General features: G+C 41.5%; 11 protein-coding genes, 20 tRNA genes and 3 rRNA genes. 28 read left to right on the top strand and 6 right to left on the bottom strand.

All coding sequences use genetic code 11. The annotated features are described in order from the left end of the window. Nucleotides 1-571 precede the first annotated feature (571 nt). The 4 genes from MHB44_RS17350 to MHB44_RS17335 all read left to right on the top strand — a co-directional run bounded on the left by MHB44_RS17350 (nt 572) and on the right by MHB44_RS17335 (nt 7,026). A complete protein-coding gene (locus tag MHB44_RS17350) occupies nt 572-3,640 on the top strand; it encodes an ATP-binding protein (protein ID WP_341300174.1) in 3,069 nt (1,022 codons plus the stop codon). Further along, a complete protein-coding gene (locus MHB44_RS17345; RefSeq protein ID WP_341300173.1) occupies nt 3,637-4,749 on the top strand; it encodes a response regulator in 1,113 nt (370 codons plus the stop codon). The genes MHB44_RS17350 and MHB44_RS17345 overlap by 4 nt, the downstream gene beginning before the upstream one ends. Nucleotides 4,750-4,817: 68 nt before the next feature. Beyond that, nucleotides 4,818-5,981 carry an iron-containing alcohol dehydrogenase gene (locus MHB44_RS17340; RefSeq protein WP_341300172.1) on the top strand — a complete coding sequence of 388 codons (1,164 nt, stop codon included), beginning with the start codon at nt 4,818-4,820 and terminating at the stop codon, nt 5,979-5,981. A gap of 304 nt (nt 5,982-6,285) precedes the next feature. Then, the gene (locus MHB44_RS17335; protein ID WP_341300171.1) at nt 6,286-7,026 is read left to right on the top strand and encodes a hypothetical protein; all 741 of its coding nucleotides are present in this window, start codon (nt 6,286-6,288) and stop codon (nt 7,024-7,026) included. A gap of 50 nt (nt 7,027-7,076) precedes the next feature. Here the strand turns inward: MHB44_RS17335 and MHB44_RS17330 are convergent, their stop codons facing one another. Both MHB44_RS17330 and MHB44_RS17325 read right to left on the bottom strand, forming a co-directional pair. Next, complete coding sequence (locus tag MHB44_RS17330; protein ID WP_341300170.1) at nt 7,077-8,060, bottom strand: cation diffusion facilitator family transporter; 984 nt, start codon at nt 8,058-8,060, stop codon at nt 7,077-7,079. Between the two features lie 13 nt (nt 8,061-8,073). Beyond that, complete coding sequence (locus MHB44_RS17325; protein WP_341300169.1) at nt 8,074-8,796, bottom strand: MgtC/SapB family protein; 723 nt, start codon at nt 8,794-8,796, stop codon at nt 8,074-8,076. Between the two features lie 132 nt (nt 8,797-8,928). Between MHB44_RS17325 and MHB44_RS17320 the strand changes: the two genes are divergently transcribed. The 24 genes from MHB44_RS17320 (at nt 8,929) to MHB44_RS17205 (ending at nt 16,983) form a co-directional block, all read left to right on the top strand. Beyond that, nucleotides 8,929-9,828, top strand: coding sequence for a DMT family transporter (locus MHB44_RS17320; RefSeq protein ID WP_341302994.1), 900 nt, complete (start codon nt 8,929-8,931; stop codon nt 9,826-9,828). A gap of 273 nt (nt 9,829-10,101) precedes the next feature. After that, nucleotides 10,102-11,653, top strand: a 16S ribosomal RNA gene (locus MHB44_RS17315). Between the two features lie 279 nt (nt 11,654-11,932). Then, nucleotides 11,933-14,861: ribosomal RNA gene (locus MHB44_RS17310) — 23S ribosomal RNA — on the top strand. Nucleotides 14,862-15,022: 161 nt separating this feature from the next. Then, nucleotides 15,023-15,138, top strand: a 5S ribosomal RNA gene (gene rrf / locus MHB44_RS17305). Together the 16S, 23S and 5S rRNA genes with 20 tRNA genes alongside form the textbook arrangement of a ribosomal RNA operon. Before the next feature lie 10 nt (nt 15,139-15,148). Continuing rightward, nucleotides 15,149-15,224 (top strand) — tRNA-Val (locus MHB44_RS17300). A 3-nt stretch (nt 15,225-15,227) separates the two neighbouring features. Further along, a tRNA-Thr gene (locus tag MHB44_RS17295) sits at nt 15,228-15,303 on the top strand. A gap of 6 nt (nt 15,304-15,309) precedes the next feature. Next, nucleotides 15,310-15,385, top strand: a tRNA-Lys gene (locus MHB44_RS17290). A gap of 17 nt (nt 15,386-15,402) precedes the next feature. After that, nucleotides 15,403-15,487, top strand: a tRNA-Leu gene (locus tag MHB44_RS17285). A gap of 35 nt (nt 15,488-15,522) precedes the next feature. Continuing rightward, a tRNA-Gly gene (locus MHB44_RS17280) sits at nt 15,523-15,597 on the top strand. 5 nt (nt 15,598-15,602) lie between these two features. Continuing rightward, nucleotides 15,603-15,691: transfer RNA gene (locus MHB44_RS17275), tRNA-Leu, on the top strand. Nucleotides 15,692-15,699: 8 nt separating this feature from the next. Continuing rightward, nucleotides 15,700-15,776, top strand: a tRNA-Arg gene (locus MHB44_RS17270). 10 nt (nt 15,777-15,786) lie between these two features. Further along, nucleotides 15,787-15,863, top strand: a tRNA-Pro gene (locus MHB44_RS17265). A 16-nt stretch (nt 15,864-15,879) separates the two neighbouring features. After that, nucleotides 15,880-15,955 (top strand) — tRNA-Ala (locus MHB44_RS17260). A 28-nt stretch (nt 15,956-15,983) separates the two neighbouring features. Continuing rightward, nucleotides 15,984-16,057: transfer RNA gene (locus tag MHB44_RS17255), tRNA-Met, on the top strand. 7 nt (nt 16,058-16,064) lie between these two features. Continuing rightward, nucleotides 16,065-16,141, top strand: a tRNA-Ile gene (locus MHB44_RS17250). A gap of 15 nt (nt 16,142-16,156) precedes the next feature. After that, nucleotides 16,157-16,249, top strand: a tRNA-Ser gene (locus MHB44_RS17245). 53 nt (nt 16,250-16,302) lie between these two features. Next, nucleotides 16,303-16,377 (top strand) — tRNA-Met (locus tag MHB44_RS17240). Nucleotides 16,378-16,403: 26 nt separating this feature from the next. Further along, nucleotides 16,404-16,479: transfer RNA gene (locus MHB44_RS17235), tRNA-Asp, on the top strand. Nucleotides 16,480-16,494: 15 nt separating this feature from the next. After that, a tRNA-Phe gene (locus MHB44_RS17230) sits at nt 16,495-16,570 on the top strand. Nucleotides 16,571-16,575: 5 nt separating this feature from the next. Continuing rightward, nucleotides 16,576-16,649: transfer RNA gene (locus tag MHB44_RS17225), tRNA-Gly, on the top strand. Between the two features lies 1 nt (nt 16,650). After that, nucleotides 16,651-16,727: transfer RNA gene (locus MHB44_RS17220), tRNA-Ile, on the top strand. A 4-nt stretch (nt 16,728-16,731) separates the two neighbouring features. Next, nucleotides 16,732-16,808 (top strand) — tRNA-Asn (locus MHB44_RS17215). 10 nt (nt 16,809-16,818) lie between these two features. Continuing rightward, nucleotides 16,819-16,909, top strand: a tRNA-Ser gene (locus tag MHB44_RS17210). 2 nt (nt 16,910-16,911) lie between these two features. Further along, nucleotides 16,912-16,983, top strand: a tRNA-Glu gene (locus MHB44_RS17205). Between the two features lie 287 nt (nt 16,984-17,270). On the opposite strand, the gene MHB44_RS17200 is transcribed toward MHB44_RS17205, so the two are convergent. The 4 genes from MHB44_RS17200 to nadB all read right to left on the bottom strand — a co-directional run bounded on the left by MHB44_RS17200 (nt 17,271) and on the right by nadB (nt 21,316). Then, nucleotides 17,271-17,687 carry a VOC family protein gene (locus MHB44_RS17200; protein ID WP_341300168.1) on the bottom strand — a complete coding sequence of 139 codons (417 nt, stop codon included), beginning with the start codon at nt 17,685-17,687 and terminating at the stop codon, nt 17,271-17,273. A gap of 135 nt (nt 17,688-17,822) precedes the next feature. Continuing rightward, on the bottom strand, nt 17,823-18,926 hold the full coding sequence (gene nadA, locus MHB44_RS17195) for a quinolinate synthase NadA (RefSeq protein ID WP_341300167.1): 1,104 nt from the start codon (nt 18,924-18,926) through the stop codon (nt 17,823-17,825). Continuing rightward, nucleotides 18,913-19,773, bottom strand: coding sequence for a carboxylating nicotinate-nucleotide diphosphorylase (gene nadC, locus MHB44_RS17190; protein ID WP_341300166.1), 861 nt, complete (start codon nt 19,771-19,773; stop codon nt 18,913-18,915). The genes nadA and nadC overlap by 14 nt, the downstream gene beginning before the upstream one ends. Beyond that, on the bottom strand, nt 19,730-21,316 hold the full coding sequence (gene nadB, locus MHB44_RS17185) for an L-aspartate oxidase (protein WP_341300165.1): 1,587 nt from the start codon (nt 21,314-21,316) through the stop codon (nt 19,730-19,732). The genes nadC and nadB overlap by 44 nt, the downstream gene beginning before the upstream one ends. Nucleotides 21,317-21,321: the final 5 nt, after the last annotated feature.

Genomic DNA, 21,321 nt, shown 5'->3' with positions numbered 1-21,321 from the left:
GTGCGCAAGTGATAAAGGTATGAAGCTCGTTCAATCCCTACAGCAGAGAATAAGCCCATTTTTAAGAATACTCCAAAAGAGCATTGGGTGTTCTTTGAAATTCAAGCAGCTATAGCGAAATAACATGAAAATAACTAGCATGCTAATGAGTTAGATAATCATCTAACGTTTAGCATGCTTTTCTTATTGGCAGCAATTATTACTATAAAGTGCTATGTTGTATAGGTGAAAGGCTTTCAAAAAATGGATAGATGAATCAAACTGAGGGTGTGAGTCTATTAGTGCCTACTTACTGGCACTATAACTATACATAAGCTAAATAATCATTTTGATTCTAATAATATACGGAATTTATGCACATTATGTGATATTGAATATTTGGATTTTGCAATTTATGGATTGTATATTGGATATTGATAGGAAATGCTGACTACTATTCTCATTTTTAATAGATATTACGTTATAGGCTATCTACGATTGTTCAGATTTTGTTCAAAAGCGCTATGCTAATATGCTTAAGGAGGGTGATAGAAGGAGGTAGTTGAAAACTTAACTGTAGGGAGACATGACAATGAAAAAAAATATCTTAATAATCGCTTGTATTATCATGCTGTTTAGTATTGTTTTTTTTCTTGGCAATTGGCACTATTTCTCTGACAAAAACCCTCAAATTGTAGAAGATGGTGCGGTAACAATTGAAGCGGAGCAATTACAAAAAAATAACATGATTAAATTGGATGGCGAATGGTCTTTCTATCCGAATGTTTTAATTCCTCCACAGGTGTCATTAGATAGCTATGAAGATAAACGTATAGCTATTCCAGTTCCTGCAAAGTGGCATAAATATGTTCAGCCCAATGAAGAGGAGCAGGGTTTAACGATTGGAACTTATCATCTTAAGGTGAAGGTCCCAGTGGAAGGGCAATATGGTTTGTATATTCAGACAATTCGACAGTCCAATCGTGTTTTTATGAATGGGATAGAAGTAGGGGGAAAGGGCAGCCCTGGAGAAACCTTAAGTGAGTATCAAGCTGAAAATAATGATAAATATACTGTATTTACACAAAGCCGCAATAACGAACTTGATATTGTCATACATGTTACTGGCTTTCATTACCCACAGGCAGGCATTATTTACCCTATAGAATTTGGTACAATGCAGGCTACTCAACAACATTATCGTATAAAGGTGTTAACAGATGTTTTAGTGAGTGTAGGCTATGTCATATTTGGTGTCATTTATATTACGTCTTATATACAAAATCGTAGACGTAAGGAAGAGCTGTTTTTTGGGCTTTTTGCCATTTTACTAGGCTTGTATATGTCATTTATTAATCAAAAAGTATTTTTTATGATCGTGCCTATCACGCATGCACTTGGTCAATTACGCTTACAGCTTGGCAGTGTGCCTTTAGTGATTATGTGCTTAACACTATTTATTTATTACATGTATCCGCAATTGGCGAAAAAAAGAACCCTTTATCCCCTATTAATTTTAATGGGGATTACCTTCTTTATGTATGCTATCTATAACCCATTTACACATAATCTAAGAGCGACCTCAGAGGAGGAGGTTACGTTTAGAAAGCTAGTATATATTGCTCTTAATGCGCCAGTGGTCGCGTATAATGTATGGGTTCTTATTCGTGTATTGCTGAAACGATTAGAGGGTGCGCGCTATATTTTAATTGTATTGATCGCTATTTGCAGTTACAGCGTTTTATTAGCTATAAATTTTATAACAGATATACCGTTTGATTATAGTGAAATTTTGTTGTTTTTATTGATGCTATTTGGCTTTGTCCTCTTGTTAAATTATCGCGCAAATGCTGCATTTATAAAGATACAAGCATTATCAGAAGAATTGCTAACACATAATCAAATGAAGGATGAGTTCTTACTGAAAACCTCTCATGAATTACGCACGCCATTAAATGGTATTGTTAATTTATCCAAATCATTAATGGAGGGAGCACAGGGGCCATTGAAGCGGACTCAGCAAGAGCAGGTCATCCTAATCCATAATATTACACAACGTTTAGGGCATTTGGTGGAGGATTTATTGTTTTCCTCTACTCATATGACTGGAGAAATACGTGTTTCACCACGCGCTGTTCCGATAACGGTTATTAATGAAGTAATGACAGAAATACAGAATATTATGCCTAAAAATAGTCATGTGCGTTTAATAACAGAAGTAGATAAGGAATTGCCAAATATGCTGACAGATGAATTGCGCTTTAAGCAGGTGCTTTATAATTTATTGCATAATGCTATACAGCATACAAAAATAGGGGAAATTATCGTCACAGCACATGCTCAACAATCACAGATGATCATTCAAGTTAGTGATACAGGAACTGGGATTCCGATACAGGATATAGAGCATATCTTTACTGCTTTTTATCAGGTAAAAAAACAAGGTCAAAAAGAAGGGCTTGGTTTAGGTTTGAGCATTGCTAAAAATATTGTAGAAAAATTAGATGGTGCTATTTATGTAACAAGCTTATTAGGAGAAGGGACGACATTTACGTTTACAATGCCGTTAGCGACAGAGGCACTCGTAAATAATGAACCAATATTTACAACAATGGGTACACAGGCAGCTACTGAAGTGCTAAAGCTGGATTTACCCTTGTTTTATAAGGGCAATGATAAAAAAATCCTTGTTGTAGATGATGATCACGTCAATATTAAAGTATTGGCTGACACTTTAGCCTTAAAGGGCTATACAGTGATAGCTGTGGACAATGGCTTTGATGCAGTAGCATATCTTAAAACAAATGAAGTGGATTGTTTACTGATTGATTTAATGATGAATGGTATGTCTGGCTATGAATTATGTAAGCAGGTGCGTAAACAGCACGATATGTTAGAGCTTCCTATTATTGTTTTGACAGCTATTATGAAGCATTCAGATTTAGTGCTCACATTGCAGGTGGGTGCCAACGATTATTTACAAAAGCCTGTGTCAATGGATGAATTACTTATTCGTATTGAGTCTTTATTAGCAGTTCGTCAATCATCGATTGATGCTATCGAGGTGGAAATGAATTATTTATATGCACAAGTAACACCACATTTTGTTTATAATACACTAAATACAATTATTGGCTTGAGCTATACCAATATGAATGATACAAGAGAGGCACTTTATTGTTTAGCGACTTATTTCCGTGCCAAGCTTAATGTACATTATCGCAATAGCCTGGTGTCGATAGAGGAAGAAATAGAACTTGTCAAGGCCTACCTCTCTATTGAAAAGATGCGTTTTGTCGATCGTTTAACGGTTAAATATGATATTGATGAATCTATCCAGCTGATGATTCCTGCACTATCTATCCAGCCCCTAGTAGAAAATGCCGTTGTTCATGGAATTTCTAAAAAATTGGAGGGCGGTACGATTGAGATAAGTGTTCAGCGAGAGGGGCAATTTGTCCGCATTAAAATTTATGATAATGGTGTAGGGATACCTGATGAAAAACTACAACAGCTCTTGAATGGTGAAGGCTCTCGTATTGGCTTTGTGAATCCATTGAAAAAATTCCAATTAATGAAAAATGCAAGCCTGCGTTTATATAGTGAGGCAGGAAAAGGAACAACGATACTAATACTATTACCAGAAGGTGATGGAGCATGAAGGTAATTATCATTGATGATGAAAAGATAGCGATTGATGTTCTACGTATTATGTTAAATCAGCTGGAACAATTCCAAATTTCTATTAAAGGGGCATTTACAAATGTAATGGATGCTCTTACTTTGCTAGAAAAAGAGACTGTGGATATAGTCTTTTTAGATATTGAAATGATTGATACACATGGCTTACAGGTAGCAAAGCAATTATTGATCAAGCAACCATCCTTACAAATCATATTTATTACTGCACATGCGCAATTTGCAGTGGATGCTTTTGAAATAGAAGCAACCGATTATTTGTTAAAGCCTGTTCATGAAAAGCGACTTGTGAAAGCCTTAATAAAGGCACAGCAAAAGTGGCAATTGCAACAAATTGAAACAACATCAACGAAAACAGAACATCTATTATATGCACATATATTTGGTAGTTTTTATTTACTGGACGCACAACAAGAAGTAGTCAAGTGGCGTACAAGAAAAACCCGTGAGTTATTTTTATATTTATGGTTTCATCAGAAAAAACCAATGTTAAATGCTGTTATTATAGAAGCACTCTGGCCAACATTAGATTTTGAAAGAGCAGCTAGTCATTTACATACGACCATTTATCAATTACGAAAGCTATTAAAGGAAAATGGTCGTAAAGATCCTATTCAATTGGTAAATAATCATTACCAATTAAATATTAAGATTGATAGTGATTATGATGAGCTTATTCAACTATTAGAGCAAGAAAAGCATGATGAACAGTCCATTCAGCAGCTTTTAAATTGCTACGAGGGTGATTTTTTAGCAGAAGAGGAGTACCCGTGGGCGATGCCAATCCAGTTTCGCTTAAAACAAATGGTGTTGCATTTGCTTGAAACCTATATCCAACATACCGTAGTCATTAATTCACTTTTAAAATTAAACTGTCTGCAAAAGATGCTTGAGATCGATGAATTCAATGAGCATTATATGTTCTTACTATTAGAATTTTTAATTGAGCAAAATAAAAAGCAAGATTGTGTCAAATGCTTTAAGCAAATACAGGAGAAATTATTAGAAATTGGTGTGCCGATACCGAAGAAGATTCAAAAGGTGTATAACGATTATATGGCTCGTGTCTAAATGAAACTTAAATCTTTGCGCTCCACAATAAATTTATGAGAGAATTCAACTAGAAGGGGGCGAATAAAATGGATTCATTTACATTTTATAATCCAGTAAAGTTACACTTTGGTGAAGATGCATTAGAAAAGCTATCAAAAGAGTTAGCACAGTATGGCCAAAAGGTATTGGTTGTATATGGTGGAGGAAGCATTAAAAAAAATGGTGTTTATCATGCGGTGATAGAGAAATTACAAGAGGCAAACAAAACTATTTTTGAATTAAGTGGTGTTGAGCCAAATCCACGCGTTGAAACAGCACGCCTTGGCATTGACATTTGTAAAAAAGAAGAAATTGATCTTGTTCTTGCTGTTGGCGGGGGCTCTGTGATCGATTGCTCAAAATTAATCGCTGCGGGTGCAAAGTATGACGCTGATGCCTGGGATATTGTGCAACGTAAAGTGTTTGTGCAAGAAGCATTGCCACTTGGTACTGTATTAACACTTGCCGCCACTGGCTCGGAAATGAACTCAGGCTCAGTAATTACAAATGCTGCTACGGAAGAAAAGCTAAGCTGGGGCAGCCCTGCAACATTCCCGAAATTTTCAATATTAAATCCAGCTTACACAGTGACAGTCCCGAAAAACCATACTGTTTATGGCATTGTTGATATGATGTCGCATATCTTCGAGCAATATTTCCATAATACAACAAATACACCGGTTACGGATGAAATGTGTGAAGGCGTATTACGAGCAATTATAGCAACGGCTCCAAAATTACTAGAGGATTTAGAGAATATTCAGTTGCGTGAAACGATTTTATTGGCAGGGACAATTGGTTTAAATGGATTCCTATCAATTGGTTCACGAGGTGATTGGGCTTCTCATAATATTGAGCATGCCGTATCAGCTATATATGATATTCCACATGCAGGTGGCTTAGCAATCCTTCAACCACATTGGATGCGCTTAAATGTACCTGTTAACCCACAGCGCTTTGCGGGTATTGCAACACGAGTGTTTGGGGTAGAGGCAACTGGAAGGACTGTAGAAGAGGTTGCTTATGAAGGCATTGATCGTTTATCTGCATTTTGGACATCGTTAGGTGCACCAAATCGTTTAGCTGATTACAGTATTGATGATGCGAAATTCCCGCAAATTATTAAACATGCCATGCAAAATGGACCTTTTGGAAACTTTAATAAATTACAAGAGCAAGATGTACAAATAATTTTACAAAATTCTCTTTAATTATAAAAAATATGAGGCTATCTATTATAGCCTCATATTTTTTTGTGCCAAAAGGTTAAGAAAAATTAACGATTTGTGTTGTATTTTGTCGTAGAAGTTTCTTAAGACCTATAATATAATGTTGAATATAGATTTTCAGCAATTTTAGATGGGTATTATTGTATTATATGATGATTCTATTTACTCATATGAAGTGTGAGGTGTGTTTTGTCGTTTTTCTGCTATTTTTGTAATTTTGTTCAGAAATTGTTCAGTTGTTTTTATTAAAATAAATACACGATTAAACAAAAGGGAGAGAGACCAAATGTTGAAACAATTGCTTGAGGACCGTATTGTTACATTAAATTGTAGAGAGATGCCCTTTCAGCCGCATGTCTATAAAATGCAAAATTGTGTAGAAGTATTGGGAATTGAAGCGAAATCACTACAAATTGAAAATGATAAAATTGTCACAGGGTATATTGTTGATCAAAGCATATTTTTCAAAAGTTTACGTTTTGGACAAACAAACATTATTTTTTCAGATGGTGTGAATAAGGCAATTGTACAATTATTTGTTCGTCCCGCTGGAGAAATTATTGTGGAAGTGAAGCCTTATCTAGGGAAGGCAGAAATTGTGCCTGTTCATTATCGCACAATTTTAGCAGATACAGCCATCGCTATTGACTTGAAAGGTGCTTTAAAACATTATTTAGTAGCTCATTATTTGATGAATGAGGAAGATGCCATTACAGAAGTACATTATCAGTCAATGCATCCCAATGTTTTAAAAGATTCTTTTGCAGGAAATTTTGTATTGGGGTGTCATGTGGATGGTAGAGCTCTTCAGAATGCAGAAGAATACGCTTTAGCCAATCGACAAGCTACCTTGAAATTTTCAAAAATCGCTATTCAACAACAAGGTGTACGAAAGGTTATTAGTTTTCATAAATTACTGACTTTTATGATTACAAATCATGTTTTTATGAGCTATGAGCATATACCTGAATACTTAAATAATGATGAGAAAAAACAGCATGAACAAGACCATTTAAGACTCGTATAAAATACAGCCAACTGCCTGAAATATGGCAATTGGCTATTTGTCATGTCGAATTAAAAAGAGTTGTCGTGTCTTTCGTCAACATGCACCCAGCTTGTTTTTCCATCATCCTCATCAAATAAAATGGCCACTTTAGCTACACCTTTTTGACTTAATAGGATCTCTGTTAAATGGTCACGAACATCATCTAAAAAGGCCAAGGATAATTTGGGATCTGCTTCAGCTACTAATTCAACATGTAAAAACTCTCCTTCTTTAATTACCTCGAGGCGTACAATATCCTTAATATTGGGATCATCCATGACAAGATAGGCAATGTGATTTAACATTTGTTCATCTGTTTCACCAATAACACCACGAGCATTATCTAAGAAAACTTTCCCAACAACATAAAACATCATGGCTCCAATAATCATTGATACAAGTCCTTCTATTCTTCCCCATCCTGTGAAATAAGCAATCACAATCGCAGCGAAGGCTAAAATATTCCCACTAGTAGCTACTAAATCTTCCATAAACACTAACTTGGTTGCGGGCTTTGCACGATTTAAATAAGGAAATGCTTTCGGAATAGCTGTGATGCCAGCCTTTTCTTGTCCAGCTTCATGTAAGATTTCCACAGCTGCTTTGGCGAGCACCGTGCCTTCTAAAACAATCCCTATAAATAGTACGCCAAGCGCAATCAGTATCCCACTAGATTCTCCTGAAGGATGTAGAAAATGATGCCAGCCTTCCTTGATTGTTTCATAAGAAAGAATGGCTACAATAATAACAGCAAATAAGCATACTAAATTAACAATACGACCAAAGCCACTAGGAAATTGTTTGGTGGGTGGCTTTTTGGAAAGCGCTGAGCCAATATAGACAAAGAATTGGTTTGCCGCATCACCGAGAGAGTGCATCATTTCTGCAAACATCGCTACATTCCCTGTAAAGAAAAAGGCAATTCCTTTAATAATTCCTAAAAAGGTATTCACACATGCTGCTAGTAGAGAAGGTTTATTTCCATCCTTTAGTAGTTTCAATAATTCTGCCATATAAGTCCTCCAGCTAGTTTAAAATTTCCATTTCGATTTTTTCTATATAAGATAGCTCTCGTAATGAATGATAAAAGGATAATAAATTATCAGAGACGATTAACGATAGACGTAAATCTAGCTCGTGTAAAACATCATCGTTTTTTAAAGGTATATCTTTAATGCGAATATTTTCAATGATGATGTTATTGTCCTTTAAAAATAATAAAAAGGATTCGGTATAGGTGGCATCTTCAATTTGAACCTTTAATAAAATCTCTCGCATGCGAATACGCTTAGGGCCAATTTTCATGAGGAAGGGTGACAAAATTTCAATGCCAAAAACAATAATAATCACTGCCAATGTTGCATCCATATAAAAGCCTGCACCAACTGCGATCCCAATACCAGCAGCTCCCCATATCATAGCAGCGGTTGTTAAGCCTGTAATGCTGTCATTGCCACGTCTTAAAATAACACCTGCTCCAAGAAAACCAATTCCACTGACAATCTGTGCAGCTAAGCGAAGAGGATCCATCGTAATATTGATATCATCTCTAGCAGGGGTTGAGTAGGCCGTTTCAATAGAGATAATTGTTAGCAAGCAGCTGAATGTAGCAATGACTAAACTTGTTTTTAATCCAACGGGTTTCTTTTTTAATTCCCTTTCAATACCGATCACTAAACTTAATGTGGCTGCAATTACTAATTTTATGCCAACCTCATATGTAATCATGTTTTCTAATAATGTTTCCATACACAACCCTCCCTAGATATTTCGTATTGCTAAGAGATATGCAAACTGTCATTATTATATGTACCTTACTTTTTTGTATTGTACACTACAAAAGTGAGGAAGTATAAGTATCTTTAATGGAGGTGGGACATGATGGATAAGCCTAAAATGCATCCATATATCCCTATTATAATAGGTGTTATCTCAGTATCCTTATCTGCTATTTTTGTTAAATTAGCGCAAGCAGAGGCTGGTGTCATTGCATTTTATCGTATGTTATTTTCTGTGCTAATCATGGCACCATTGTTTTTGGGGAAGTACACAAAGGAGTTAACGAAGTTAAGTAGAAGAGATTGGCTATTTTCTTCAATTGCAGGAATATTTTTAGCATTTCATTTTATTTTATGGTTTGAATCACTAAACTATACATCAGTAGCAAGCTCAACCGTGCTAGTGACGTTACAGCCATTGTTTGCATTTGTAGGCACATATTTTTTCTTTAAAGAAACGTTAACGATGAAAACAATTATGGCGGGGGCAATAGCTATTGTCGGAAGTATTTTAATAAGTTGGGGTGATTTTAAAGTAAGCGGTACTGCATTTTATGGTGATATACTAGCTCTTATCGCCTGTGCACTTGTGACAGCCTATTTTTTGCTGGGACAAGATGTACGTAAACGATTATCTTTGATGACCTATACAATGATTGTTTATGTTGTTAGTACGATTACTTTATTTATCTATGTGTTGATGAAGGGAGAATCATTGGCGCCTCAAACTTCAATGGATTGGCTATGGTTTTTATTATTGGCGTTAGTACCTAATTTCTTGGGTCATACTCTGTTTAATTGGTCCATTAAATATGTTAGTACCAATGTAGTCTCAATAGCCATATTGTTTGAGCCTGTAGGAGCGGCCATTTTAGCATGGTTTATTTTTAAAGAGTATTTAATTGTAACGCAAATTATCGGGGGTGTTATTGTACTAACAGGAATTCTATTATTTGTCGTGGATATAAAAAAGATTTTTAACTTTTTTGCAAAAAGTACTTGATTTTTAAAATGCTATATTATATATTATTACTTGTCCTTAACAAGAAGGAACGTTTAAAAAAGATTTTTTAAGAAAAATGTTGACTTCTTGTTAGAAACAAGTTAAAATAATGAAGTCGCTGAAAAACGACTGAAATAAAATGAACCTTGAAAACTGAACAAGCAAAACGTAATCAATCAAGTTTTAAGTAGCTAGTTTTGGCTAGTGAACAAAACAAAAATTTTGGACATCAAAATTGATGCCAGCAAAACAATTTGAGCAAATCAAATTTCTTTTATGGAGAGTTTGATCCTGGCTCAGGACGAACGCTGGCGGCGTGCCTAATACATGCAAGTCGAGCGAACAGAGAAGGAGCTTGCTCCTTCAACGTTAGCGGCGGACGGGTGAGTAACACGTGGGCAACCTACCCTATAGTTTGGGATAACTCCGGGAAACCGGGGCTAATACAGAATCATCTCTTATGCTTCATGGTAAAAGACTAAAAGACGGTTTCGGCTGTCGCTATAGGATGGGCCCGCGGCGCATTAGCTAGTTGGTGAGGTAATGGCTCACCAAGGCGACGATGCGTAGCCGACCTGAGAGGGTGATCGGCCACACTGGGACTGAGACACGGCCCAGACTCCTACGGGAGGCAGCAGTAGGGAATCTTCCACAATGGGCGAAAGCCTGATGGAGCAACGCCGCGTGAGTGAAGAAGGTTTTCGGATCGTAAAACTCTGTTGTAAGGGAAGAACAAGTACAGTAGTAACTGGCTGTACCTTGACGGTACCTTATTAGAAAGCCACGGCTAACTACGTGCCAGCAGCCGCGGTAATACGTAGGTGGCAAGCGTTGTCCGGAATTATTGGGCGTAAAGCGCGCGCAGGCGGTCCTTTAAGTCTGATGTGAAAGCCCACGGCTCAACCGTGGAGGGTCATTGGAAACTGGGGGACTTGAGTGCAGAAGAGGAAAGTGGAATTCCAAGTGTAGCGGTGAAATGCGTAGAGATTTGGAGGAACACCAGTGGCGAAGGCGACTTTCTGGTCTGTAACTGACGCTGAGGCGCGAAAGCGTGGGGAGCAAACAGGATTAGATACCCTGGTAGTCCACGCCGTAAACGATGAGTGCTAAGTGTTAGGGGGTTTCCGCCCCTTAGTGCTGCAGCTAACGCATTAAGCACTCCGCCTGGGGAGTACGGTCGCAAGACTGAAACTCAAAGGAATTGACGGGGGCCCGCACAAGCGGTGGAGCATGTGGTTTAATTCGAAGCAACGCGAAGAACCTTACCAGGTCTTGACATCCCGTTGACCACTGTAGAGATATAGTTTCCCCTTCGGGGGCAACGGTGACAGGTGGTGCATGGTTGTCGTCAGCTCGTGTCGTGAGATGTTGGGTTAAGTCCCGCAACGAGCGCAACCCTTGATCTTAGTTGCCATCATTTAGTTGGGCACTCTAAGGTGACTGCCGGTGACAAACCGGAGGAAGGTGGGGATGACGTCAAATCATCATGCCCCTTATGACCTGGGCTACACACGTGCTACAATGGACGATACAAACGGTTGCCAACTCGCGAGAGGGAGCTAATCCGATAAAGTCGTTCTCAGTTCGGATTGTAGGCTGCAACTCGCCTACATGAAGCCGGAATCGCTAGTAATCGCGGATCAGCATGCCGCGGTGAATACGTTCCCGGGCCTTGTACACACCGCCCGTCACACCACGAGAGTTTGTAACACCCGAAGTCGGTGAGGTAACCTTTTGGAGCCAGCCGCCGAAGGTGGGATAGATGATTGGGGTGAAGTCGTAACAAGGTAGCCGTATCGGAAGGTGCGGCTGGATCACCTCCTTTCTAAGGATATTTACGGAAGGTTTCATCGAGGATGAAACAATGATTACGTTTTGCGTTCAGTTTTGAAGGTTCATTCTTTCTGAATGAAACACTTCATATATGTGCTCCTGTCGCTACGCTTTCGTCGCAAAGCTGCGAAGAAGTAGAAGCAGGCAGTAGCTTTGTTCTTTGAAAACTGGATAAAACGACATTGAAATTGTAACAAGCTGTTTTTGTGCGAAAGCGCAGCGACAGCAACAAACACATTTATTTTTTAAGTTTTTTTAGGCTTAGTAACTTGGTTAAGTTATTAAGGGCGCACGGCGAATGCCTTGGCACTAGGAGCCGATGAAGGACGGCACTAACACCGATATGCTTCGGGGAGCTGTAAGTGAGCTTTGATCCGGAGATTTCCGAATGGGGGAACCCACTACGTTTAATCGCGTAGGATCTTGACGTGAATTCATAGCGTCTTGAAGGCAGACCCAGGGAACTGAAACATCTAAGTACCTGGAGGAAGAGAAAGAAAAATCGATTCCCTGAGTAGCGGCGAGCGAAACGGGAAGAGCCCAAACCAAGAGGCTTGCCTCTTGGGGTTGTAGGACACTCTATACGGAGTTACAAAAGAGCGAGTTAGATGAAGCGACTTGGAAAGGTCCGCCAGAGCAGGTAACAGCCCTGTAGTCGAAAGTTCGTTCTCTCCAGAGTGGATCCTGAGTACGGCGGAACACGTGAAATTCCGTCGGAATCCGGGAGGACCATCTCCCAAGGCTAAATACTACCTAGTGACCGATAGTGAACCAGTACCGTGAGGGAAAGGTGAAAAGCACCCCGGAAGGGGAGTGAAAGAGATCCTGAAACCGTGTGCCTACAAGTAGTTAGAGCCCGTTAATGGGTGATAGCGTGCCTTTTGTAGAATGAACCGGCGAGTTACGATTACGTGCAAGGTTAAGCTGTAGAAGGCGGAGCCGCAGCGAAAGCGAGTCTGAATAGGGCGAAATAGTACGTGGTCGTAGACCCGAAACCAGGTGATCTACCCATGTCCAGGGTGAAGGTAAGGTAACACTTACTGGAGGCCCGAACCCACGCACGTTGAAAAGTGCGGGGATGAGGTGTGGGTAGCGGAGAAATTCCAATCGAACCTGGAGATAGCTGGTTCTCTCCGAAATAGCTTTAGGGCTAGCCTCGTGATGAGAATACTGGAGGTAGAGCACTGTTTGGACGAGGGGGCCATCCCGGTTTACCGAATTCAGACAAACTCCGAATGCCAGATATTTATACACGGGAGTCAGACTGCGAGTGATAAGATCCGTAGTCAAAAGGGAAACAGCCCAGACCACCAGCTAAGGTCCCCAAGTAATCGTTAAGTGGAAAAGGATGTGGCGTTGCACAGACAACCAGGATGTTGGCTTAGAAGCAGCCATCATTTAAAGAGTGCGTAATAGCTCACTGGTCGAGTGACGCTGCGCCGAAAATGTATCGGGGCTAAACGATTCACCGAAGCTGTGGATTGACATCTACGATGTCAGTGGTAGGAGAGCGTTCTAAGGGCGTTGAAGTCAGACCGGAAGGACTGGTGGAGCGCTTAGAAGTGAGAATGCCGGTATGAGTAGCGAAAGACGGGTGAGAATCCCGTCCACCGTATGACTAAGGTTTCCTGAGGAAGGCTCGTCCGCTCAGGGTTAGTCGGGACCTAAGCCGAGGCCGATAGGCGTAGGCGATGGACAACAGGTTGATATTCCTGTACCACCTCCTCACCGTTTGAGAAATGGGGGGACGCAGGAGGATAGGGTAAGCGCGCTGTTGGATATGCGCGTCCAAGCAGATAGGCGTGTGTGTAGGCAAATCCGCACACTGTAACGCCAAGCTGTGATGGCGAGTCCGTATGGACGAAGTTCCTGATTTCACACTGCCAAGAAAAGCCTCTATCGAGGTGAGAGGTGCCCGTACCGCAAACCGACACAGGTAGTCGAGGAGAGAATCCTAAGGTGTGCGAGAGAACTCTCGTTAAGGAACTCGGCAAAATGACCCCGTAACTTCGGGAGAAGGGGTGCTCTGATAGGGTGAAAGCCCGAGAGAGCCGCAGTGAATAGGCCCAGGCGACTGTTTAGCAAAAACACAGGTCTCTGCAAAACCGTAAGGTGACGTATAGGGGCTGACGCCTGCCCGGTGCTGGAAGGTTAAGAGGAGTGGTTAGCGCAAGCGAAGCTGCGAATTGAAGCCCCAGTAAACGGCGGCCGTAACTATAACGGTCCTAAGGTAGCGAAATTCCTTGTCGGGTAAGTTCCGACCCGCACGAAAGGCGTAACGATCTGGGCACTGTCTCAACGAGAGACTCGGTGAAATTATAGTACCTGTGAAGATGCAGGTTACCCGCGACAGGACGGAAAGACCCCGTGGAGCTTTACTGTAGCCTGATATTGAATTTTGGTACAACTTGTACAGGATAGGTAGGAGCCAGAGATCTCGGAGCGCCAGCTTCGAAGGAGGCGTCGGTGGGATACTACCCTGGTTGTATTGAAATTCTAACCCATGCCCCTAAGCGGGGCAGGAGACAGTGTCAGGCGGACAGTTTGACTGGGGCGGTCGCCTCCTAAAAGGTAACGGAGGCGCCCAAAGGTTCCCTCAGAATGGTTGGAAATCATTCGTAGAGTGTAAAGGCACAAGGGAGCTTGACTGCGAGACCTACAAGTCGAGCAGGGTCGAAAGACGGGCTTAGTGATCCGGTGGTTCCGCATGGAAGGGCCATCGCTCAACGGATAAAAGCTACCCCGGGGATAACAGGCTTATCTCCCCCAAGAGTCCACATCGACGGGGAGGTTTGGCACCTCGATGTCGGCTCATCGCATCCTGGGGCTGTAGTCGGTCCCAAGGGTTGGGCTGTTCGCCCATTAAAGCGGTACGCGAGCTGGGTTCAGAACGTCGTGAGACAGTTCGGTCCCTATCCGTCGTGGGCGTAGGAAATTTGAGAGGAGCTGTCCTTAGTACGAGAGGACCGGGATGGACACACCGCTGGTGTACCAGTTGTCTTGCCAAAGGCATCGCTGGGTAGCTATGTGTGGACGGGATAAGTGCTGAAAGCATCTAAGCATGAAGCCCCCCTCAAGATGAGATTTCCCATTACGCAAGTAAGTAAGATCCCTCAAAGACGATGAGGTAGATAGGTTCGAAGTGGAAGTGTGGCGACATATGGAGCTGACGAATACTAATCGATCGAGGACTTAACCAAAATGTTTAAACTATTCAATGCACCGTTTATCCAGTTTTGAAAGAATAACCCTTTCAAAAAAGTTTTAAGATACGATATATTTTGAAGCTTTAAAAAAGGAACTTCTGCTAAGAACGCAACATCCGTGTTGCAACGCAGAAGCCAGCACATCCATGTGCAAGTCTAGTGATAATGGCAAAGAGGTCACACCCGTTCCCATCCCGAACACGGAAGTTAAGCTCTTTCGCGCCGATGGTAGTTGGGGGCTTCCCCCTGTGAGAGTAGGACGTCGCTAGGCATATTACCCAGGAGGATTAGCTCAGCTGGGAGAGCATCTGCCTTACAAGCAGAGGGTCGGCGGTTCGAGCCCGTCATCCTCCACCATATGCCGGTTTAGCTCAGCAGGTAGAGCAACTGACTTGTAATCAGTAGGTCGTGGGTTCGATTCCTATAGCCGGCACCATTTTCCGAGCCATTAGCTCAGTTGGTAGAGCATCTGACTTTTAATCAGAGGGTCGAAGGTTCGAGTCCTTCATGGCTCACCATTTTGAAATAATAATAAGCGGGTGTGGCGGAATTGGCAGACGCACTAGACTTAGGATCTAGCGCCGCAAGGCGTGGGGGTTCGACTCCCTTCACCCGCACCATTATTTTCATTGCCAGATAAAAAACGTATGCACATGCGGAAGTAGTTCAGTGGTAGAACACCACCTTGCCAAGGTGGGGGTCGCGAGTTCGAACCTCGTCTTCCGCTCCAAATGTGCCGGGGTGGCGGAACTGGCAGACGCACAGGACTTAAAATCCTGCGGTAGGTGACTACCGTACCGGTTCGATTCCGGTCCTCGGCACCATTTAAAATGCGCCCGTAGCTCAATTGGATAGAGCGTCTGACTACGGATCAGAAGGTTATGGGTTCGACTCCTGTCGGGCGCGCCAAAAGAACGAACGGGAAGTAGCTCAGCTTGGTAGAGCACTTGGTTTGGGACCAAGGGGTCGCAGGTTCGAATCCTGTCTTCCCGACCATTTCAAAAATCGTTATGGGGCCTTAGCTCAGCTGGGAGAGCGCCTGCCTTGCACGCAGGAGGTCAGCGGTTCGATCCCGCTAGGCTCCACCATAAGTAAATTAACCAGTATAAAGATCCTGGCGGCGTAGCTCAGCTGGCTAGAGCGTACGGTTCATACCCGTAAGGTCGGGGGTTCGATCCCCTCTGCCGCCATCTTAAAGGACCTTTAGCTCAGTTGGTTAGAGCAGACGGCTCATAACCGTCCGGTCGCAGGTTCGAGTCCTGCAAGGTCCACCATTTATATATTGTAACGGAGGTATACCCAAGTCTGGCTGAAGGGATCGGTCTTGAAAACCGACAGGCGGGTAAGACCGCGCGGGGGTTCGAATCCCTCTACCTCCTCCAGTTTTATGTCTTTATAAATGGTGCTTGAAAAACTCGAAATAACATATGATTATCGCGGGGTGGAGCAGTGGTAGCTCGTCGGGCTCATAACCCGAAGGTCGTTGGTTCAAATCCGGCCCCCGCAACCAATTTTTCTGTGCGAAAGCAACCAAAAGGTCCCGTGGTGTAGCGGTTAACATGCCTGCCTGTCACGCAGGAGATCGCCGGTTCGATCCCGGTCGGGACCGCCATTTATTTTAAAATATGGGTCAGTAGCTCAGTTGGTAGAGCATTAGATTGAAGCTCTAAGTGTCGGCGGTTCGATTCCGTCCTGACCCACCATTTATGCGGGTGTAGTTTAATGGTAAAACCTCAGCCTTCCAAGCTGATGTCGTGGGTTCGATTCCCATCACCCGCTCCAAGGGCCTATAGCTCAGCTGGTTAGAGCGCACGCCTGATAAGCGTGAGGTCGATGGTTCGAGTCCATTTAGGCCCACCATTATTCCGAAGTAGCTCAGTTGGTAGTAGCACCTGACTGTTAATCAGGTTGTCGCAGGTTCGAGTCCTGCCTTCGGAGCCATTTTTTATATGGGGAAGTACTCAAGAGGCTGAAGAGGCGCCCCTGCTAAGGGTGTAGGTCGGGTAACCGGCGCGAGGGTTCAAATCCCTCCTTCTCCGCCATGGGCCCGTTGGTCAAGTGGTTAAGACACCGCCCTTTCACGGCGGTAACACGGGTTCGAATCCCGTACGGGTCATACAAAGTGCAGTAGATGAACAGTCATCTATTGCACTTTTTTCTGTTCAAAAGATAGAGAGAGTCGCACCTGATAAACGGATCGACGCGTGAAACTGACGGAAAGCCCTGATCAATCGGTGGATAAGATAATATGATTAAACTAAAGGTGTTAATAATAAAACAAAAGTGATGAAACGGAAGGCATAGGGCTTTCGACGTTTTGATCACTTTTGGGTAACTACCTTATTGCATTGAAAGTATAAAGAAATCGGAGTTTATTTAGGTTAACGTTTTGATTTAGTACTTTTATTCTTGGTTCATTGCATTTTCATCCATATAAACTACTTCCCAGATATGTCCATCTAAATCCTGGAAACCCCAACCGTACATAAATCCATGATCTTGTGGATCACTATATGATTTACCACCAGAGGCTAGTGCCTTATTTACTAATTGGTCAACCTGTTCTCGATTTTCAGCAGATAGGCATAAAATCGCTTCTGCAGAAGATGTAGTATCGGTAATTTCCTTCTTCGTAAATTCTTTGAAGCGCTCTTCGACCATTATTAAAGCGAAGATATTTTCACTAATAATCATTGATGCTGTTGTTTCATCGCTGAATTGTTGATTGAACTCAAAGCCTAATTCCTGAAAAAATGTGATAGATTTGCTCAGATCTTTTACTGGTAAATTGATGAAAATATTTTTTGATTGAAAAGCCATTTTTTTATCACCTCCAACTCGACAGTAGCATAGCAATAAAAGCTATGTCAATTTCACCCGCTTTTATAATTCTAATGATGCTTTCTAACTAAAAAAGCAGAAACATTGATTTCACAACGTTTCTGCTTTTAAAATTTATCTTTTGGCTAGCATTCTTTCTAGGGAACTAAGCGCTTCAGCTGTCGTCTGTTCATCTACCTGTATACGATTATGTGGCTGTCCCTGCTCAATGCTTTCAAGACACCATAACAAATGTGGAAGGTCGATTCGATTCATTGTTAAGCAAGGGCAGAAGTTTTCATTTAATGAGATAATATGTTTATCTGGATGCTGTTTAATAATACGATTGACAAGGTTCATCTCTGTACCAATAGCCCAAGCTGAGCCGCTTGGTGCTTGATTGAGGGTATCAATAATGTATTTTGTTGAGCCTGCATCATCAGCTGCTGCCACAACCTCACGACTGCATTCAGGGTGAACAATAATCCTCATATTTGGATATTCTTTACGAACATTTTCTGTATGATGAACTGTAAACCCTTCATGCACAGAACAATGACCTTTCCATAAAATAACTTGAATATCTTCTAAGAGCTGCTTTGTTTCTAGTTTATTTGCATGTGGATTCCACACAGCCATATTTTCGAGAGGAACGCCTAAATCATAGGCAGTATTTCTTCCTAAATGTTGGTCAGGCAAAAATAAAATACGTTGTTTTTGCGTAAAAGCCCATTGTACAAGCTCTTTTGCATTGGATGATGTGACACATGCCCCTCCATGCCTCCCTGTAAAAGCTTTAATGGCAGCAGTTGAGTTTACATAGGTTAAGGGAAGAATAGTATCGCCAAAGAATCCCTGAAGAATTGGCCATGCTTGCTCTGTTTGATAAATATCCGCCATATCCGCCATCGAACAGCCAGCTCGCATATCTGGTAAATAAACATGCTGTTGTTTTGTTGTGAGCATATCGGCAGTTTCTGCCATAAAATGAACACCGCAAAATACAATATGCTCAGCTTCCTTGTTGGCTGCTGATAATTGGGCGAGCTGTAGGGAATCCCCTGTTGCATCAGCAAATTGAATGACTTCATCCTTTTGATAGTGATGACCTGGAATAAATAGCTTATGTCCTAACTTCTTTTTGATTGCTAAAATACGAGATTCCATTTCCTTTACGGATAGTGTCCGATAATGCTCAGGCAGTAATGTCGTTTGTTGTAATAAACTAGTAATGGACAAGGGAACGATCTCCTTTCATTTGTACAAGTGCACTAATATCAAATGCTGTCACTGAATGTGTTAATGAACCAAGTGAAATCCACTGAACACCTGATTGCGCATAAGCCTGTAAATTTTCAAATGTAATACCTCCTGAAGCCTCTGTTGCAATAGAAGGGGGAACAGTAGGAAGCCATGCACGTATTTCTTCAGGACTACGATTATCAAACATTATAATATCCGCTCCTGCTGTGATGGCTTCCTCCAGTTGTGCCTTTGTTTCAATTTCAACTTCAATTTTAACCGTATGACCAACTTTTGCACGAGCGATTTGAACGGCCTTTGTTATGCCACCAGCAAAAGCAATGTGGTTATCCTTTAACATAATTGCATCATATAGACCATGACGATGATTATAAGCGCCACCAATTCTCACAGCATACTTATCGAGCATACGCAAACCAGGAATCGTTTTACGTGTATCACATATTTTCGCATGGGTTCCTTTTATTTTTTGAACAGCTTGATGGGTGGCTGTCGCGATAGCAGACATACGTTGAATAAGGTTTAAAATAACGCGCTCACCCATTAATAATTTCTGCAAGGGGCCCTTAATAACAGCGAGCACATCTCCGGCCGCTACTGCATCACCATCTTGCTTATTTAGCTGGATTTCCATTGAGCGATCAAGTAGAAGAAAGCCATGCTCAATAATGGGTACGCCACAAAAAATACCACTTTCTTTTGCATAAAAAGAAAAAGCCCCTTCTTGTTTAGCAGAAAATATAAATTCACTTGATAAATCCCCATCACCTATATCCTCATTAAAAAATTGCTTGAGCATTTCCTCGAGCTTGATGATATTCATACAAAGAGTTCCTCACTTTCATTTGTCCTTGTGAAAAAATAATCCAGCGGTTTGCCCATTGTGCCTCCATCTTAGGCTGATCCGTACGAATATGCGCCCCGCGTGTTTCTGTTCTTGTGATGGCAGCATGCACCATTAAAGTTGCGACAATATGCATCAGCAGTAATTCCAGCTCTGCCTGCTCCAATCCTTGTAAATGAACATGGAGCAGTGATTGTAATGAAGGCAATTGCTGTACAAAATGCTGCATGTCTTCATTATTTCGAACAATGCCTAAAAACTGCATCATCTGTTGCTGTAATTGCTCCTTACTGAATAAAGATGGTAATGAGTCAGAGCATTTATGGTGATGGAGTATGAAATTTTTTTGATGACAGCCTTTTTGAATAATGAACTGCGCCATTTTTTGCCCAAATGTAATACCTTCCAATAAGGAATTGCTAGCTAAACGGTTTGCACCATGCACGCCAGTACAGGCGACTTCACCAACTGCATATAAGTTGGCTATCGTAGTTCGTCCTTTATCGTCAGCGATAATACCCCCCATTAAAAAATGACTGCCTGGTGCGACAGGGATTAAGCTATTCTGTAAATCAATTTGATTGTCATCACAGAGCTGTGCAATCGTTGGAAATCTCGTTCTAAAATTATTAATGCTAGCAATATCAATAAACGTTTCCTCACCAGCAACACGCTTGTGATAAAGTGCAAGTGCAGTAATATGTCTGGGCGCTAAATCAAGCTGTGCATGTAAGCCTTTCATAATGGAGTGACGTTGAGCATCCACAAATACACCGCCAGCGCCTCGCACAGCTTCTGAAACTAATCCCTTCGCTTTATTTTCACACCATAGCAAGCTTGGATGAAATTGCATAAATTCCATATCACTAATGGCAGCACCTGCACGAAAGGCTAAAGCAATACCATCGCCAGTATTTGTTGAATAATTCGATGTGCAGGAGTAAAGAGCACCTGCACCGCCTGTCGCTAGAATAATATGATGAGCAAAATAACGTTTGATACCGTGTCGTCCCTTTGTCAGCACACCTACACAGTCACCATCTGTATTCAGTAAAAGCTCATAAGCCATTTCATAACAATTAATCTTTGTTTTAGGTGATAGTTTATGAAGCAAGTAATCCATAAAAATTTGACCAGTTCGATCACCACCTGCATGTAGGATACGATGATGACTATGTGCTCCCTCTAAGCCTAACGCAGGTTTTCCATTGCTGTGTCGATCAATGGGAAGCCCTGATTTTAGATAGTTCCTTATTATTTTTGCCCCATCTTTTATTAGTGCTTCTACATGCTCTTTTTCATGATGGTATTCTCCCGCCTTCAATGTGTCCGCAATATGGTATTCAATATCATCTTCCTCGCTTGTAACAGCAGCCACACCGCCTTGTGCACGATAAGAGCTACTAACATGCACCGCTGACTTTGTCACGATTTGTACCTGAAAATGTTTTTCAAGCAGTAAGGCAGCTTGAAGTGCAGCAATACCACTGCCAATAATAACGACGTCTGTCATTACATCCATAGTTA

Origin of the sequence: Lysinibacillus sp. FSL H8-0500, assembly GCF_038051955.1 — a bacterium.
Taxonomy (GTDB): domain Bacteria; phylum Bacillota; class Bacilli; order Bacillales_A; family Planococcaceae; genus Lysinibacillus; species Lysinibacillus macroides.
The sequence above is the reverse complement of the archived record's forward strand: the minus strand, read 5'-3'. Positions and strand labels throughout refer to the sequence as shown.

Excerpts from the sequence above, each read along its gene's own strand:
- MHB44_RS17350 (WP_341300174.1), top strand. The coding sequence starts at position 572 with ATGAAAAAAAATATCTTAATAATCGCTTGTATTATCATGCTGTTTAGT.
- MHB44_RS17345 (WP_341300173.1), top strand. The coding sequence starts at position 3,637 with ATGAAGGTAATTATCATTGATGATGAAAAGATAGCGATTGATGTTCTA.
- MHB44_RS17340 (WP_341300172.1), top strand. The coding sequence starts at position 4,818 with ATGGATTCATTTACATTTTATAATCCAGTAAAGTTACACTTTGGTGAA.
- MHB44_RS17335 (WP_341300171.1), top strand. The coding sequence starts at position 6,286 with ATGTTGAAACAATTGCTTGAGGACCGTATTGTTACATTAAATTGTAGA.
- MHB44_RS17330 (WP_341300170.1), bottom strand. The coding sequence starts at position 8,060 with ATGGCAGAATTATTGAAACTACTAAAGGATGGAAATAAACCTTCTCTA.
- MHB44_RS17325 (WP_341300169.1), bottom strand. The coding sequence starts at position 8,796 with ATGGAAACATTATTAGAAAACATGATTACATATGAGGTTGGCATAAAA.
- MHB44_RS17320 (WP_341302994.1), top strand. The coding sequence starts at position 8,929 with ATGGATAAGCCTAAAATGCATCCATATATCCCTATTATAATAGGTGTT.
- MHB44_RS17200 (WP_341300168.1), bottom strand. The coding sequence starts at position 17,687 with ATGGCTTTTCAATCAAAAAATATTTTCATCAATTTACCAGTAAAAGAT.
- nadC (WP_341300166.1), bottom strand. The coding sequence starts at position 19,773 with ATGAATATCATCAAGCTCGAGGAAATGCTCAAGCAATTTTTTAATGAG.
- nadB (WP_341300165.1), bottom strand. The coding sequence starts at position 21,316 with ATGGATGTAATGACAGACGTCGTTATTATTGGCAGTGGTATTGCTGCA.